Origin of the sequence: Runella sp. CRIBMP (assembly GCF_009905605.1) — a bacterium.
Classification (GTDB): Bacteria; Bacteroidota; Bacteroidia; order Cytophagales; family Spirosomataceae; genus Runella.
In genome coordinates, this window is the sequence record NZ_JAAAKZ010000001.1 from 798,546 (window position 1) to 812,615 (window position 14,070).

The 14,070-nt window shown below is 46.1% G+C and carries 12 protein-coding genes; 4 read left to right on the forward strand and 8 right to left on the reverse strand.

What is annotated here, in order from left to right; all coding sequences use genetic code 11:
* Nucleotides 1-11: 11 nt before the first annotated feature.
* The 3 genes from plsX to GVN20_RS03325 all read right to left on the reverse strand — a co-directional run bounded on the left by plsX (nucleotide 12) and on the right by GVN20_RS03325 (nucleotide 1,897).
* Nucleotides 12-950, reverse strand: coding sequence for a phosphate acyltransferase PlsX (gene plsX, locus GVN20_RS03315; protein ID WP_166556951.1), 939 nt, complete (start codon nucleotides 948-950; stop codon nucleotides 12-14).
* Nucleotides 951-1,100: 150 nt separating this feature from the next.
* Nucleotides 1,101-1,292, reverse strand: coding sequence for a 50S ribosomal protein L32 (rpmF, locus tag GVN20_RS03320; protein WP_114067282.1), 192 nt, complete (start codon nucleotides 1,290-1,292; stop codon nucleotides 1,101-1,103).
* Between the two features lie 53 nt (nucleotides 1,293-1,345).
* On the reverse strand, nucleotides 1,346-1,897 hold the full coding sequence (locus GVN20_RS03325; protein ID WP_310586806.1) for a DUF177 domain-containing protein: 552 nt from the start codon (nucleotides 1,895-1,897) through the stop codon (nucleotides 1,346-1,348).
* A 296-nt stretch (nucleotides 1,898-2,193) separates the two neighbouring features.
* Between GVN20_RS03325 and GVN20_RS03330 the strand changes: the two genes are divergently transcribed.
* Complete coding sequence (locus GVN20_RS03330) at nucleotides 2,194-2,877, forward strand: hypothetical protein (RefSeq protein ID WP_166556953.1); 684 nt, start codon at nucleotides 2,194-2,196, stop codon at nucleotides 2,875-2,877.
* Nucleotides 2,878-2,971: 94 nt separating this feature from the next.
* On the opposite strand, the gene GVN20_RS03335 is transcribed toward GVN20_RS03330, so the two are convergent.
* Nucleotides 2,972-4,438 carry an MFS transporter gene (locus GVN20_RS03335; RefSeq protein ID WP_166556954.1) on the reverse strand — a complete coding sequence of 489 codons (1,467 nt, stop codon included), beginning with the start codon at nucleotides 4,436-4,438 and terminating at the stop codon, nucleotides 2,972-2,974.
* Nucleotides 4,439-4,657: 219 nt separating this feature from the next.
* Here GVN20_RS03335 and GVN20_RS03340 point away from each other — a divergent pair, with 219 nt between their 5' ends.
* Nucleotides 4,658-5,080, forward strand: a complete 423-nt coding sequence (locus tag GVN20_RS03340) for a DUF2141 domain-containing protein (RefSeq protein WP_166556955.1) — start codon at nucleotides 4,658-4,660, stop codon at nucleotides 5,078-5,080.
* Between the two features lie 28 nt (nucleotides 5,081-5,108).
* Here the strand turns inward: GVN20_RS03340 and GVN20_RS03345 are convergent, their stop codons facing one another.
* From GVN20_RS03345 to GVN20_RS03360, 4 genes are all read right to left on the reverse strand, one after another.
* The gene (locus GVN20_RS03345; RefSeq protein WP_166556956.1) at nucleotides 5,109-7,253 is read right to left on the reverse strand and encodes an FN3 associated domain-containing protein; all 2,145 of its coding nucleotides are present in this window, start codon (nucleotides 7,251-7,253) and stop codon (nucleotides 5,109-5,111) included.
* A gap of 53 nt (nucleotides 7,254-7,306) precedes the next feature.
* Nucleotides 7,307-8,761: a DUF1501 domain-containing protein gene (locus tag GVN20_RS03350; protein WP_166556957.1), complete on the reverse strand. Its 1,455-nt coding sequence runs from the start codon at nucleotides 8,759-8,761 to the stop codon at nucleotides 7,307-7,309.
* A 48-nt stretch (nucleotides 8,762-8,809) separates the two neighbouring features.
* Nucleotides 8,810-11,179 (reverse strand): PSD1 and planctomycete cytochrome C domain-containing protein, encoded by a 2,370-nt coding sequence (locus GVN20_RS03355; RefSeq protein ID WP_310586807.1) that lies wholly within the window; start codon nucleotides 11,177-11,179, stop codon nucleotides 8,810-8,812.
* An 86-nt stretch (nucleotides 11,180-11,265) separates the two neighbouring features.
* Nucleotides 11,266-11,832, reverse strand: a complete 567-nt coding sequence (locus GVN20_RS03360) for a Uma2 family endonuclease (RefSeq protein WP_166556958.1) — start codon at nucleotides 11,830-11,832, stop codon at nucleotides 11,266-11,268.
* 121 nt (nucleotides 11,833-11,953) lie between these two features.
* Here GVN20_RS03360 and GVN20_RS03365 point away from each other — a divergent pair, with 121 nt between their 5' ends.
* Both GVN20_RS03365 and GVN20_RS03370 read left to right on the forward strand, forming a co-directional pair.
* The gene (locus GVN20_RS03365) at nucleotides 11,954-12,148 is read left to right on the forward strand and encodes a DUF433 domain-containing protein (RefSeq protein ID WP_166556959.1); all 195 of its coding nucleotides are present in this window, start codon (nucleotides 11,954-11,956) and stop codon (nucleotides 12,146-12,148) included.
* A gap of 95 nt (nucleotides 12,149-12,243) precedes the next feature.
* Nucleotides 12,244-14,067: an ABC transporter ATP-binding protein gene (locus tag GVN20_RS03370; protein WP_166556960.1), complete on the forward strand. Its 1,824-nt coding sequence runs from the start codon at nucleotides 12,244-12,246 to the stop codon at nucleotides 14,065-14,067.
* Nucleotides 14,068-14,070 lie beyond the last annotated feature (3 nt).

Here is a 14,070-nt window from a genome sequence, read left to right on the forward strand (position 1 = left end):
CTAACGCAGTTTTAACTTAGGGCTTTGGCAATCTGAACGTAGGCGTGTGATTCCACTTGTTTGCGCGCCCAGGTAATCATATTTTTGATGGCGATGGCCGAGGATATTCCGTGTGCAATCATGACGTTGCCGTTGACTCCGATGATGGAGCTACCGCCCACTGATTCATAATTCATTTTATCAATAAACTCATCCTGAATACCGCGCTCTTTGGCAACATCGTAGAAAGATTCGGCCAATTTGAAAAGAGCATTTCCCGTAAATCCGTCGGTGACAATGACATCGGCTTTGTCGTCAAACATATCGCCGCCTTCCATGTTGCCTACGAAATGAATTCGGGTATTATCTTTTAAAAGTTGGTGAGCGGCCTGCGCTACTACCGAGCCTTTTTGCTCTTCTTCCCCGATATTCATTAAAGCCACGCGTGGGCGTTCAATCTGGAAAGTTTGCTGGGCGAATATAGAGCCTATGACGCCAAATTGCTCCAATACTTCGGGTTTGCAGTCGGCATTGGCGCCAATATCAAGCATAACGGCGTGTCCGCCTTTTTTCTGAGGCACAAATCCTACAATGGCTGGGCGGATGATTCCCTCAATTGCTTTGATACTAAAGAGTGCTCCTACGTGCATAGCGCCCGTGTTGCCTGCTCCGCAAAAAATATCTAATTGTTTGTCTTTTAATAACTTAAATCCAATTGAGATACTGGAATGGGGCTTCTGAGAGAGCGCTTTTGTGGGATGTTCCCCCATTTCGACGACTTCTTCGGCATGGACAACTTCAATTTGGCTGCCCTGATAATTATATTTTTCCAGCAAAGCATTGACTACATCCTGCTTACCAATCAATACAATATGGATATCCGGGGGTAATTGGGATGCTGCATTGACGGCTCCTTCTATTATAGCATCGGGGGCAAAATCCCCTCCCATTGCGTCTATTCCTATTTTCATTATTCTTTAGAGGTATTGGGTATCAAGAAGGTATCGTTATACTCAAAATGAGGCTGTAAAAATAGCAGATAACCGATACTAAAAAAGCATTTCACAACAACTTTATCTATAAGTTGCCATAAAATGCTTTCACATACAGAGAGTTATGAATTAGACTTGCTTGTAGCCTTCTACCACAACTTTGCCTTTGTAAACCAAATTTCCTTCAAATACGTGCGCACGGTGCATCAAATGTACTTCGCCCGTTGTTGGGTCAGTTGAAAGTGCTTTACCCTGGATTGCGTCGTGTGTACGGCGTTTGTCGCGGCGAGTGCTTGAATGTCTTCGTTTGGGATGTGCCATTGCTTTATGTCTTTATTGTTTGTTCGTTATCTATAGTTACTCTAAAAAAATGCTTATTCTTTTCCTTTTAACTTTTGTAAAGCGGCCCAACGAGGGTCTATTGCTTCGTTGTCGGGGGCATCAGCGGCTTTTTCTTCGCTTTCTTCTCCTGACTGATATACTAAAATTCCCTCTTCTTCATCTTCATTCTCTTCATTTCTGAAGCGTGGATGAAGTTTTTTCATAGGCAATGAAAGCGCGATGAAATCAAAAATGTACTGAGCAACGTTGATTTTAACCGTTTCGTGACGGATAAGCTCAATGTCTTCGGCCAGTATTTCATCGTGGTCTCCAAATTTTAAAATGAGCTTTTCGGTTAAATCAATTGGCTCTTCAAAAACTTCAAGACTGCGGTCACACACCAACTCAACGACTCCTGCAATGCTAAAATTAAGAATCAGCATCGTAGTAGACTTGTCGATGGTCAAATGCGTTGTAAACTGACCATTTTCAATTAATTCTTGCTCCAGTGCCTCGAAAAATTCGTGACCTGACTCAAAATTATAGACATACTGCTTGTCTTTTAAACCGTAAATGCCTATGTCGTACTGTGTTAGCGCTTTCACTTCTCTATCAAAATGGGCTGCAAAGTTAGGAGTATTTATTAAAAATCGCAAATCTAAAAAAGTTTATATTCGATTTTAATGTCGACAAAGCGAAAAACGCGGTTTTAACGACCAAGAGGCCCCAAGGCTGGAAAATATTTTTCAAAGGAAGTCTATAAAACCGTTTTGCCGTCGAGCGGAGAATTTGGAACGTTCGTCCTTTTTTTTGCCCATTTATCCTCAATTCCGTCACCATTTGACCAGTAGCTTGCATCTTGTTTACGAAAATCATTCTTAACCATAAAAAATCAACAGCCATGAAAACAATCATTTTCGCCATCGCTTTTTTGACTTCCGTAGCTGCCATTGCTCAGGACAGCGTTGAAGATTCAGCCAAAGAAAAATCGTCGAAGATTTATTACACGCAGGGTGGAAACGGTGCTCTTTTGTCGTTCTCGCAAGTAACCCGCAACGGTAAAGAAGTGGGAAGTATTCCGCGTTTTACGTTGTTTTTTAACTTAGGTACCAATGCCAATCTGGACTTGGGCAATCATTTCGGGGTTTTTGGTGGATTGAACCTGACCAATATCGGAATGATTACGGAAGAAGAGATTGTAGGAACGGTCAAAACCGATAAATTTAAAACCAAACAGCGGGTGTATGCGGTGGGAATTCCGGTGGGAATTAAAATTGGAGATTTGCGTAACTTCTACGTGTATGGGGGAGCTGAAGCAGGTTTTGCCATCAATTACAAACAAAAAAACTTTATAAACGGCGAGAAAGTCGATAAGTTTAACGAATGGTTCAGCAATCGTACCAATGCGTTTATGCCCGCCGTTTTTGTTGGATTTCAGGCTAAAAATGGGTTTGGGTTAAAAGTGCAGTATTACCTAAATGACTTCCTGAATCAGGGCTTTTCGGAAGGAGGTGTAAAACCTTACGCTGGTACAGAATCCCAGATTTTCTTCCTGACGTTGGGGTATAATTTTAATAAAAAGTAGACTAAGAATCGTATAACTAAGTACAAATGTAAAAAAGCCCCAATGGCATGATGCGATGCTATCGGGACTTTTTACATTTGAGTAAGTTTCTAGGCTATGATTTCGCTTCTTTCACCAAAAAACAAGAAGCAGCGGCAAATAACATACAAACGCCCGCCAACACAAGGGCGTTGCGAGGGTCATCGCCCAACAATGTTTTATAGAAAAGCGGTACGGTAAGCATCCCGATGAACTGCGGTACGCAAATAAAGCCGTTAAATATACCCATGTATACTCCCATTTTTTCTTTGGGTACGGCTTCGGCTAGCATTAAATAGGGCATTGACATTATAGAGCCCCACATAAACCCGATGATGGTCATACCGGCCAAATAAATCATCTTATCGTTAGAAATCAATGTCATAAAGAAACCAGCCGCGCCGAGGCACATAAACAGGGCGTGGGTAGCGCGGTTGCTCCCGACGGCCTTGGCAATCCGTGGAATAAAAAATGAAACGACTGCGCACGAAATACTGAACATAGCAAAACAAAGCCCGCCCCATTTGGTTCCTTCTTCAAAACCCGTTGGATTTGAAACGGCATCGGGCGCGTTGAACGCGTATTTGGCCGTAGCCAATGAAAGGTATTGCCACATCAGCGGCAGGCCGTACCACGTAAAAAACTTTACCCACCACAATTGACGCATTACCGTAGGCATGGTTGAAAGCGGGGCCAAAATTTCCTTGAATACGGGCAACATCAACACCAAGTACCCGCCAATTAAAATACCTAAACCCCATTTAATGCCGTTGGCCAAGCCACCCGAAAAGTAAGCAAAGCCAAAGGCCAAAATTGCGGCGCCAACGGCTAAGGCTAAATGCCAAAAGGAAATGGATTTTTTTTCTTCTTCCGAGAAAACGTGCGTTTTTTTATAATCATCGTTTTCGGGAGGGTATTCTTTGGTGGTACGCATTGTCCAAAATACCGCCAGTAGAATAGACGCCGCTCCTATATAGAATGGATAGCGAACCGAGTTGGGAATACCATTGGCCAGTTGGTCGTCAGATAAAACCATCGAGACACCCAAAAGTGGCAAAATATAAGGCATCAGGTTGGCGAGGGTTTGTCCAAAACCCACAAAGAAGGATTGGACCGCAAATCCAACAGGACGCTGTTTTTCGTTGAGCATATCACCCACAAAAGCCCGAAATGGTTCCATGGCAGAATTGAGGCCCGCATCGAGAATCCACATCAGGCCCGCCGCCATCCAGACCGCCGAAGAATTGGGCATCAGAATCATAGCAATGCTTCCTAAAAGTGCTCCCGCAAGGATAAATGGCCTACGCCGCCCCCAAGTGGGAGACCAACTGCGGTCAGAAACTGCCCCGATGATGGGCTGGAGCAATAAGCCAGTAAGCGGTCCAGCAAGCCAAAGGCCAGGGATAGACGCTTCGTCGGCTCCGAGGTAGCGGAAAATGGGACTCATATTTGCTTGTTGCAAGCCAAAGCCATATTGAATCCCTAAAAACCCGAAACTCATGTTCCAGATTTGCCAAAAGGTTAATTTGGGTTTTTCGTTCATTACATAGGTTAAGTTAAATCGAAAGCAGTGATGCAATTATAGGCATTTCGTCATTAAATGCAAATCTAATGACTTACATTTAAGCGAGAAAAATTTGGATGAAAGTAATAAAAATAAGCAGTCGCTAGTTGTTAACTAGGGGTTATATTATTTTCGCTTGTCAATAGCCTTTACCAATCGTATACATTATTCTCTATCAGCTATTACCCAGTCTCGTTTATGAAGTTATTGCTCTTAGTATCTTTACTCTCACTTTTGTTGACGGCCGAAGAAACCGCCCTTACCATTGAAATAACCAACATCCGCCATCCGAAGGGCACTTTGCGTTTGGGCGTATTTCGGGCAGGAAATACCTTTGGAAGTACGTACACCAAGCCTGATTTTGGGCAAATGGTGGCGGTGTCGGCCAAGGGAGAAACCCGCACCGTGATGAATTTGCCGCCGGGGCGTTATGCGCTGGCGTTGTATCACGATATGAATGATAATTGGAAGTTGGATAAAAACTTCGTGGGTTATCCCAAAGAGCCTTTTGGCTTCAGTAATAATTATCGTCCGGTATTTACGGGCCCTAATTTTGAAGATTGTGCCTTTGAAGTGAAAGGCAACGGAACTTCACACCTTAGAATAAAACTGCTGAATTAGGCTGAAACCTTGGGGGGGATTCTTCTTTTCAATTGAAAAATACTTCATCTACAAAGACCCACGCTGGTTGTCCTTTGCCCGGATGCCAAGCGGGAAGTTTTGGTACTGGCCGTGCAACAACTTTAATGACCGTGTATTTACCCTCTTTCAATTGACTCTGAATAGCTTCAACGCGGGCTGACTGGTCTTTGGTCGGTTGTTCGGGTAAAATTTTCTGCAACAGTGTCAAATGGGCTTTGTCGCTGCCACCCCATACTTCGACCGAAGCAGGCGGAAAAATGAAGCCGCCGATGTTTTTGCCAATACTTAGTGTCAGTGATTTAACAGCCGTAGGCTGGGCAAACGTAAACAGTGCTTCAAAAGGCTTTTCACGGTAGCCAAGCCAAGCAGGGTTCTTAAAATCGCTGGCTTCGCCTTTTTTCTGATTGATGAGGGTATTGCTGCCTTCGCCTTGGTATTGAGGGTTGGGCTCGTTTAATAATTCAACATGGGTAGGGCGATAGGTTCCTTTGAAAAACGTGTACTCGACCACGTCGCTGGCGTACCAGTTGTCTTTGGTTGCGCGGGCTTTCACCACGGTATAGCCGTTAAGGGCAATCGGTTGTTTGTATACCGACGAGGCCGTAGAATCTGGGACGGAGCCATCGAGCGTATAACGAATTGTGACGCCTTTGAGGGGATGTTTGAAGGTAACGGGCGTTTGCTCGGTCAACACAAATTTTTCGTTGACCAACATCGGAGGATTGAGCTTTAGCCTTTCAGATTCTCTAGGAATGTAGCCCAATTCAAAGCGAATTTTAGGGTTTTGTTTTTTCAATTCAGCCACTTCTTTCTCCAAAATGGGCGTATTCCAGATAAATACTTCCTGAAGATTGGGTAGATTTTCAATGGTTTTCAATGATTCCTTGGTCACTTTTGTGCCCGACAATGACAGTGATTTTAAGCCCTTTAGCGTCTTAAAGGCCGACAGGGTTTTGCCTGTAATGTCTGAATTGTTCAAGTTCAGTTTTTCTAACTTTTCAAATTTGGCAATGGTCACCAAATCCTCGTCTTTGATGGGCATATTTGATAAATTCAGGACCACCAATTGTTGTTTGATGTCCGACAACTCGCCCAACTGCTCTGGTTTGTACGCTTGCCGCACAAAGAAATCAGCCTGTAATGCGGGCGAATTGTGCGCCAGAGGAAATACCACTCGGAAGGGATTGTTGAGTTTTTCAAGGGTAGATTCAGACGCCGGTTCAAAAGTGTAAACCGCTGCATTTTCCGTTTTCCTTTCTCCCTTTTCCAAAAATGCTTTTATTGGATCGTTGGCCGCCAATGCTTTGATGGGCTTTTTGACATCGGCTCCGCTCTGTACCCAGGCCGTCAGCAAACCGATTTCTTGAGGGGTTAGCTGGGCTTTTCCTCGGGGAGGCATGTGCTTTTTATCGTCGAGCGGCAGGTTTGCGCGTTGGATAATGTGGCTATTGAGGGCGTCGCCCGCTACCCATATCGGACCGTTTTTGCCGCCTTTCAGCAAGCCCGCCACGGTGGTCATGAGCAGTTCGCCTTTGGTCTTTTGCTCGTTGTGGCATTGAAAGCATTTGGCCTTCAAAATGGGCTGAACAGCCGCTTCAAACACCGGGGTATCGTCGGTGATGGTAAGGGGGGCGTCGCCATCTTTGGTGGGAAACAGATAATCTTCTCCGTGCGTGAGGCTGGCTCCAAAATGCCCCGTTACGGCTAAAACAACCGCACTAAGTGCCAAAATTGTATTAAATATGACTTTGCGTTCAATGGTTTGTTGATGCAATAAAACTAAGCCATACGCCAGAAAACTCAGGCCGATTCCTGTGTATTTGTGCCAATTGAGTAAGTCGGCGGTGTAGCCTTCTTCGCGGGAAAGGAAGAATCCCATAAGCGCGGTTAGGGCAGCCGTTAAGGCAGTCAATGACAGGATAAAGCCCAACAATTTGTTAAAGTTTGCCCCTTCAAATTCTTTCCTGAATATCCACAGCAATCCTGCCAAAATCAATAAACCAATGGGCAAATGCAGTAGCATAGGGTGCATTCGGCCCACGGGTTGTAGCCACGCTGGAAGGATGACTTTGTCCTGAAATGCCAATAAAAACACCAACAGGGCGTGAATGGCTAAAAGTAGGTAAGAGATTAGGTTTTGAAAACGAGGCATTTTTGGAAAAAGTGTCGGTTTAGGTAGTCACTCGCGGGACGCGAGCGACAGCGTTATGCAATCAAGCCCGGAATTACTTTTCCGGCTACATCCGTCAGGCGATAGCGGCGGCCTAAGTGCTTGTAGGTCAGCTTTTCGTGGTTCAGGCCCATGAGGTGCATGACCGTGGCGTGGAAATCGTTGATGTGTACTGGGTCGCGGACGATATTGTACCCAAAATCGTCGGTTTCGCCGTAAACGGTGCCCGGTTTGACGCCGCCGCCCGCCATAAACGTGCAATAGGCGCGGGGGTGATGATCGCGGCCGTAATTATCTTTGGTGGCCGTGCCTTGGCTGTAGTTGGTACGGCCAAATTCGCCACCCCAAATGACCAAGGTTTCGTCGAGCAAGCCACGTTGTTTTAAATCGGTAATCAACGCCGCCGAAGCGCGGTCGGTATCTTTGGCCTGAAGGGGCATTTCACCGACCATGTTGCCGTGTTGATCCCATCCCTGATGGTATAACTGCACAAAACGCACACCCGCTTCCGACAGTTTGCGGGCCAGAAGGCAATTTGCGGCAAAAGTGCCCGGTACCAGACATTCCGGGCCGTACATTTTGATGATGTGGTCGGGTTCTTTGCTGAGGTCGGTGAGTTCAGGCACGGCCGTTTGCATTCGGTAGGCCATCTCGTATTGCTGCACTTTGGCCTTGATTTCGGGGTCGCCAAAATCGTCGTAGGCCATGTTATTCAATTCAGAAAGGTTGTCCAGCATCTTACGCCGGGCCGAGCGGTCGGTGCCAGCGGGGTCGTTGAGGTACAAAATGGGCTCTTCGCCGCTGCTGAATACCACGCCCTGGTGGGTAGAATCCAGAAACCCGTTGGTCCACAGTTTGGAATAAACGCCCTGACCGTTGCCTTTGCCACGCGAAAGCAACACTGAGAATGCAGGAAGGTTTTTGTTTTCGCTGCCCAGTCCGTAGCTTGCCCATGCACCCATGCTTGGGCGGTTGCCCTGTTGGGCACCTGTTTGCATAAACGTGAGGGCTGGATCGTGGTTGATGGCCTCGGTGTTCATGGTTTTAATCATGCAGAGGTCGTCGGCGATGTTGGCGATGTTTGGAAACAACTCACTCATCCACATGCCCGATTGCCCGTATTGCGCAAACTTAAAATGCGAACCTACCAACGGGAATTTGGCCTGGTTGGCGGTCATACCCGTGAGGCGTTGTCCCATGCGAATAGAAGCGGGAAGCTCTTCTCCTGCCATTTTATTGAGCATGGGTTTGTATTCAAAACTTTCGTATTGCGATGGGGCGCCGTTTTGGAACAGGTAAATCACGCGTTTGGCTTTGGGGGCAAAGTGCGGAATACCCAAGGGCAGGGCGTCGGAGTCGTCGCCTGAGCCTTTGAACAAATCGGGAACGAGCAGTGAGCCCAGGGCTACGCTGCCAATGCCAGCGGTCATTTTACCTAAAAAATGCCGACGGTTTATGTTAAGGCGATTTTCTAAAAATTCATTTTTCATTGTAACCACATAGGGGATAGGAAACGTAGGTTTTTGTCGAAAAACCCCTTATTTCATGATAACTTCTTCCAAATTATACACCATCAAAATGGTCTGCATCAGTGCCGCTACCGACGGGCGGTCGGGAATGCGGGCCTGAGGCGCTTCGCCCACGCTTAGCAATTTGGTGGCTTTTTGCGGAGCTTTGGCGAGCGCGGTTTTTTCTTCGTCAAAATACTTTCTTATCACGTCCAACTCCTTGGGTTTGGCTTGGCGGCAGACAATCTGGCGGAATGCTTTGCTGATTTTATCGTCAACTGAAGATTTTTCCAACGTCAGTTTTTCGGCCAAAACCCTGGCGGATTCCAATACGGTGGGGTCGTTGAGCATCAGAAGTGCTTGGAGTGGAGTGTTGGTGCGGGAGCGTTTGACTTCGCATTGGTCGCGGTTGCTGGCGTCAAAAATCAACATGTTTGGGGGCGGAACCGTACGTTTGATAAATACGTACATACCCCGTCGGTAGAGGCTGTCGCCGTGGTCTTGGACGTAAGTTTTTAGGATTCCTCTTCCAGAAGTTGCTGATTCCCATAGCCCTTTCGGTTGGTACGTTTTGACGCTCGGACCGCCGATTTCGGGGTTCAGTAGGCCACTGCTGGCCAGCACTAAATCGCGGACCAACTCAGCGGGTAGGCGCATTCTGGGAGCGCGGGCGAGAAAAACATTCTCAGGGTCTTTTGATAAATGCTCTTTGGTAATAACGGACGACTGTCGATAAGTGGCTGAGAGTACGATTTGTTTGACCAACCGCTTAATGTCCCAGCCGTGCGTTCGGAAATCAACGGCCAGCCAATCCAATAATTGCGGATGGGAAGGAAGCTCGCCCTGCATTCCGAAATCACCGACCGTTTTGACAATTCCCCGCCCGAAAAACTCCTGCCATACTCGGTTCACAAACACACGGGCGGTCAGGGGGTTTTTAGGGTCAAGCATCCATTGGGCCAGTCCGAGGCGGTTTTGAGGGTATTTTTTAGGATTAAAAGGAAGAATAAAATTGGGCATATTGGCCGTGACCACATCGCCGAGTTGGTCATAGTTGCCACGGTTTAGAATGTGCGTAGGGCGTAGCGTATCTTTGTCTTGCATTACCATGACCAATACCGCCGCCGTGTCGGTTTTATTCACAAATTTCAGAATGTCTTTGACATCCTTCGTGGTGATTTTCATGTTTGGCGGGTCAGCAAAATTGGCATCAATGGTTCCGAATAGCCCTTTTTCGGGGACTTGGTTGAAAAACGCGAAAGCGCTGTAATAATCTTTCTGCAAAATAGGGTCGTACTTGTGGTCGTGGCATTTGGCGCATTCGTAGGTGAGCGCCAAAAACGTTTTTCCGTAAGTATTGGTCCGGTCAGTTACGTACTCTATGCGGTATTCTTCGTCGATTACACCGCCTTCCTGCGTGATTTTGTGGTTGCGGTTAAAACCAGTAGCCAGCATCATTTCCTTGGCTGCGGGATCATCGGCTTTTTTGCCCTGTTGTTTGACCAACAGGTCACCTGCCAATTGCCAGGTCACAAATTTATCGTATCCATAGTTTTGGTTGAAAGCATGAATCACCCAATCGCGCCACGGCCACATCGTACGTAGGCCGTCATCCTGATAGCCGTGGGAGTCGGCATAACGAGCGGCATCTAGCCACGGGAGCGCCATTTTTTCGCCGTAATGCTTACTTTTTAGCAATTCATCCACCACTTTTTCGTAGGCATTTTCGGATTTATCTTTCAAAAAACGCTCTTGTAATTCAAACGAAGGGGGCAAGCCCGTGATGTCAAGCGCTACGCGTTTGAGCAGGCGTTCTTTATCGGCTTCTTCGTTAGGAGAGAGGCCATTTTCATCCATTTTTGCCAGTGTAAACCTGTCAATTTCGTTTTTAGGCCAAGCCTCATCGCTTACTTCGGGGAGCTTGGGCGTGGTAGGGGCAATAAACGCCCAGTGAGGCTTGTACTTGGCTCCTTGTTTTATCCATTTTTCGATAAGGGCAATTTCGTGCTCGGTCAGCTTGAGGTTAGATTCCACGGGCGGCATCAGTTCGGCCGTGTCTTTGGTCGTAATCCGAAGCCAAACGGCCGAATTATCCAAGTCGCCGGGGACGATGGCGTGAAGTTTTGGATTGTCTTTCAGTGCGGCATAGGCCGCGGCTTCCGTATCAAGACGCAGGTCGGCTTCGCGTTTGTTGGCGTCGGGGCCGTGGCATTTAAAGCAACGGTCGGAGAGAATCGGCCGAATGTGGTAATTGTAGTCCACCTCGTCGGGAACAGACGCCGCCGATGCGTTGCCTCGGTTGAGAAAGCAAGCCGTTGTGACGCACGCCAACGCAACCACAATGCCGATTAAAAGCCTGTTTTTGAGCAAATAAGACTTTGCCGAGGAAAATATTTTCACGTTAAGGATTGGAACAGTTTATAATAAGTACAAATATATTTTAAAAAATATTAAAAACTAATTTCTACTCCTTGACGTCAAATAATTTATGCAAACACTACCTTATGATAAATTTCAGAAAGATCAATCACACATTCTCCAATCTGGATGGTAGTGTCTTTTTCGCTATAAGTATGGCTTAGCCACTCGGCTTCGCTCAGTTTTTTGATTACTTCTACTTTCTTCTTTTTTGAGGAAACAAGTACGTATTCACGGAATGAAGGTAGGGTTTTGTAGCAATCAAATTTTTCGAGACGGTCGTAACTTTCGGTTGAATCGGACAATACTTCTACAATAATCTCGGGATTTTCGAGCGCATCTAAGCCGTTGGGTGCTTTTTCGTACACAGGGTTTTTGCAAACAATGACCAAATCGGGAAAGACATATTTTTGACAATTTTCTATTTTTATGAGTTGGTCGCTGTTTAATACAACACATTCTCCTGCCCTAAGACAATTCTCAAGTGCGGCAGAAAGTGTGACACATATTCTGTTGTGGGCAGGCTGTGCGCCTGCCATGGCAACTACTTCGCCGGCATGGTATTCGAGTTTAATGTCTGATTTCTGAAGTAAATCAAAGTATTCTGCCACTGTTACCGACGTTGATGTTTGCATAGCTTCATCTTTTTTACCAAAAATACAAGAATTCGGGTAGTTGGCAAAGGCGGAAAGCATTTTCGAGGAAGTCCAACTCCCCGCGTTTTTTACTAACTTTGCCTTTTAATTTTGAAGATACATGGAAACAACTCTTTTGACTCGTATTACGCTAAATCCAAATGTAGGTCACGGAAAGCCTACCATCAGGAATACGCGTTACTTAGTAGAGGGTCTTTTGGAATACCTTGCCGCTGGCGATAGTATTGACGAGGTCTTAGAGTCCTTTCCCGATTTAGAAAAAGAAGACTTATTGGCTTGCCTTCAATATGCCTAACAATATTTGAAAATAACTTTGATAAACTTCTGCACCTTCTCAACCATAAAGACCTCGTCATTGTTGGGATTGATAAAATTGATATACACATTTAGATGAAAATTTATTGGCGCATTTTACAGTACGCGCGTCCGTTGAGCCGATACGTGGGGCCGTACTTTATTACTTCATTATTGGGTAGCTTGTTTGGGGTGCTCAATTTTACGTTGATTCAGCCTTTGTTGGATGTTCTTTTCGGAAAAGCAAAAATCCCTGAGCAGTTGGTTTTTCCGTCGTTTCGATTCGATGCGGCTTACCTTGTGGATTTGTTTCAGTATTATTTCGGCCACGCCATTCAGGATTATGGCAAATACGGCGCGTTGCAGTTTGTGTGCGGAGCCATCATGATTTGTGTGTTGTTGTCCAACGTGTTTAAGTATTTTTCTATTCGTATCATCGAAAATTTCAAAGCCTATACCGTGTCGCAACTACGGCAGGCGGTGTTTGATAACGCCATTCGGTTGAGCTTATCGTTCTTTTCCAATGAGCGAAAAGGCGACCTCATTTCTCGGGTAACTACTGACGTTCAGGAAATTGAAAACTCACTTGGGCGGGCATTCAGTGCGTTGTTCAAAGAACTTTTTACGCTGATTTTTTATTTTGTAACGTTGTTTGCGATGTCGGTCAAGCTGACCTTTTTTACGCTTATCGTAATTCCGCTTTCGGGAATTATCATCGGCACGTTGGCCAAAAAGCTCAAAGAATCGGCGTCGGAAGTGCAGCAGCGCTTGAGTAATATCATCAGCGTATTGGACGAAACCTTTGGCGGCATCCGGGTCGTGAAGGGTTTTAATGCCGAAAAAGTCATTCAAAAACGCTTTGCCGCTGAAAATCAAGGCTATCGTCATTCATTATTGCGGATGGTTTTTCGGCAGGAGTTGGCCCCACCGATGTCGGAATTTATGGGCGTGGCTGTGGTGGCTGGTATTTTATTGTACGGAGGTTCGATGGTGCTATCGGACAATTTTGAGCTGTCGGCGTCTACCTTTGTGACCTACATCATTATCTTTTCGCAGGTATTGCGACCCGCCAAAGAAATATCCAATGCCGTGAGCGGGATTCAGCGCGGGGTAGCGTCGGGAGAGCGCATCATGCGACTCATTGATACCCCCGTTGACGTAAAAGATGCGCCCAATGCAACGCAGGTAAAAACCTTTAACCACGCCATTGAATTTCAAAACGTATTTTTTGAGTACGAAAAAGGCATTCCTGTTTTGCAGGATATTTCGTTTACCATTGAAAAAGGAAAAACCGTGGCCTTAGTGGGCTCTTCGGGCGGTGGAAAATCGACGGTGGCCGATATGGTGCCGCGTTTTTATGACCCTACGGAAGGAAAAATTTTAATAGACGGCGCTGATTTGCGCGACGTAACTACAAAATCACTGCGCGACCAAATGGGCATCGTGACGCAGGAGTCTATTTTGTTTAACGACACCATTTTTAATAATATCGCTTTTGGTACGGAGGCTTCGGAAGAACAGGTCATGGCCGCCGCTAAAATCGCCAATGCGCATCAGTTTATTGTGGAACAAAATGACGGCTACCAAACCGTTATCGGCGACCGTGGCACAAAACTGTCGGGTGGGCAGCGCCAACGCCTGAGCATTGCGCGGGCGATTCTGAAAAACCCACCGATTTTGATTTTGGACGAAGCTACTTCGGCGTTGGATACCGAATCCGAAAAACTGGTACAGGAAGCCTTGACCAATTTGATGAAAAACCGTACAACACTCGTCATTGCGCACCGCCTCAGCACGATTCAACACGCTGATGAAATTTTAGTATTGAGCGGCGGAAAAATCATCGAACGCGGCACACACGACGACCTGTTGACGGATGAAAAAGGTTTTTATCGAAAGTTGAGCCTGATGCAGAGTTAGTTA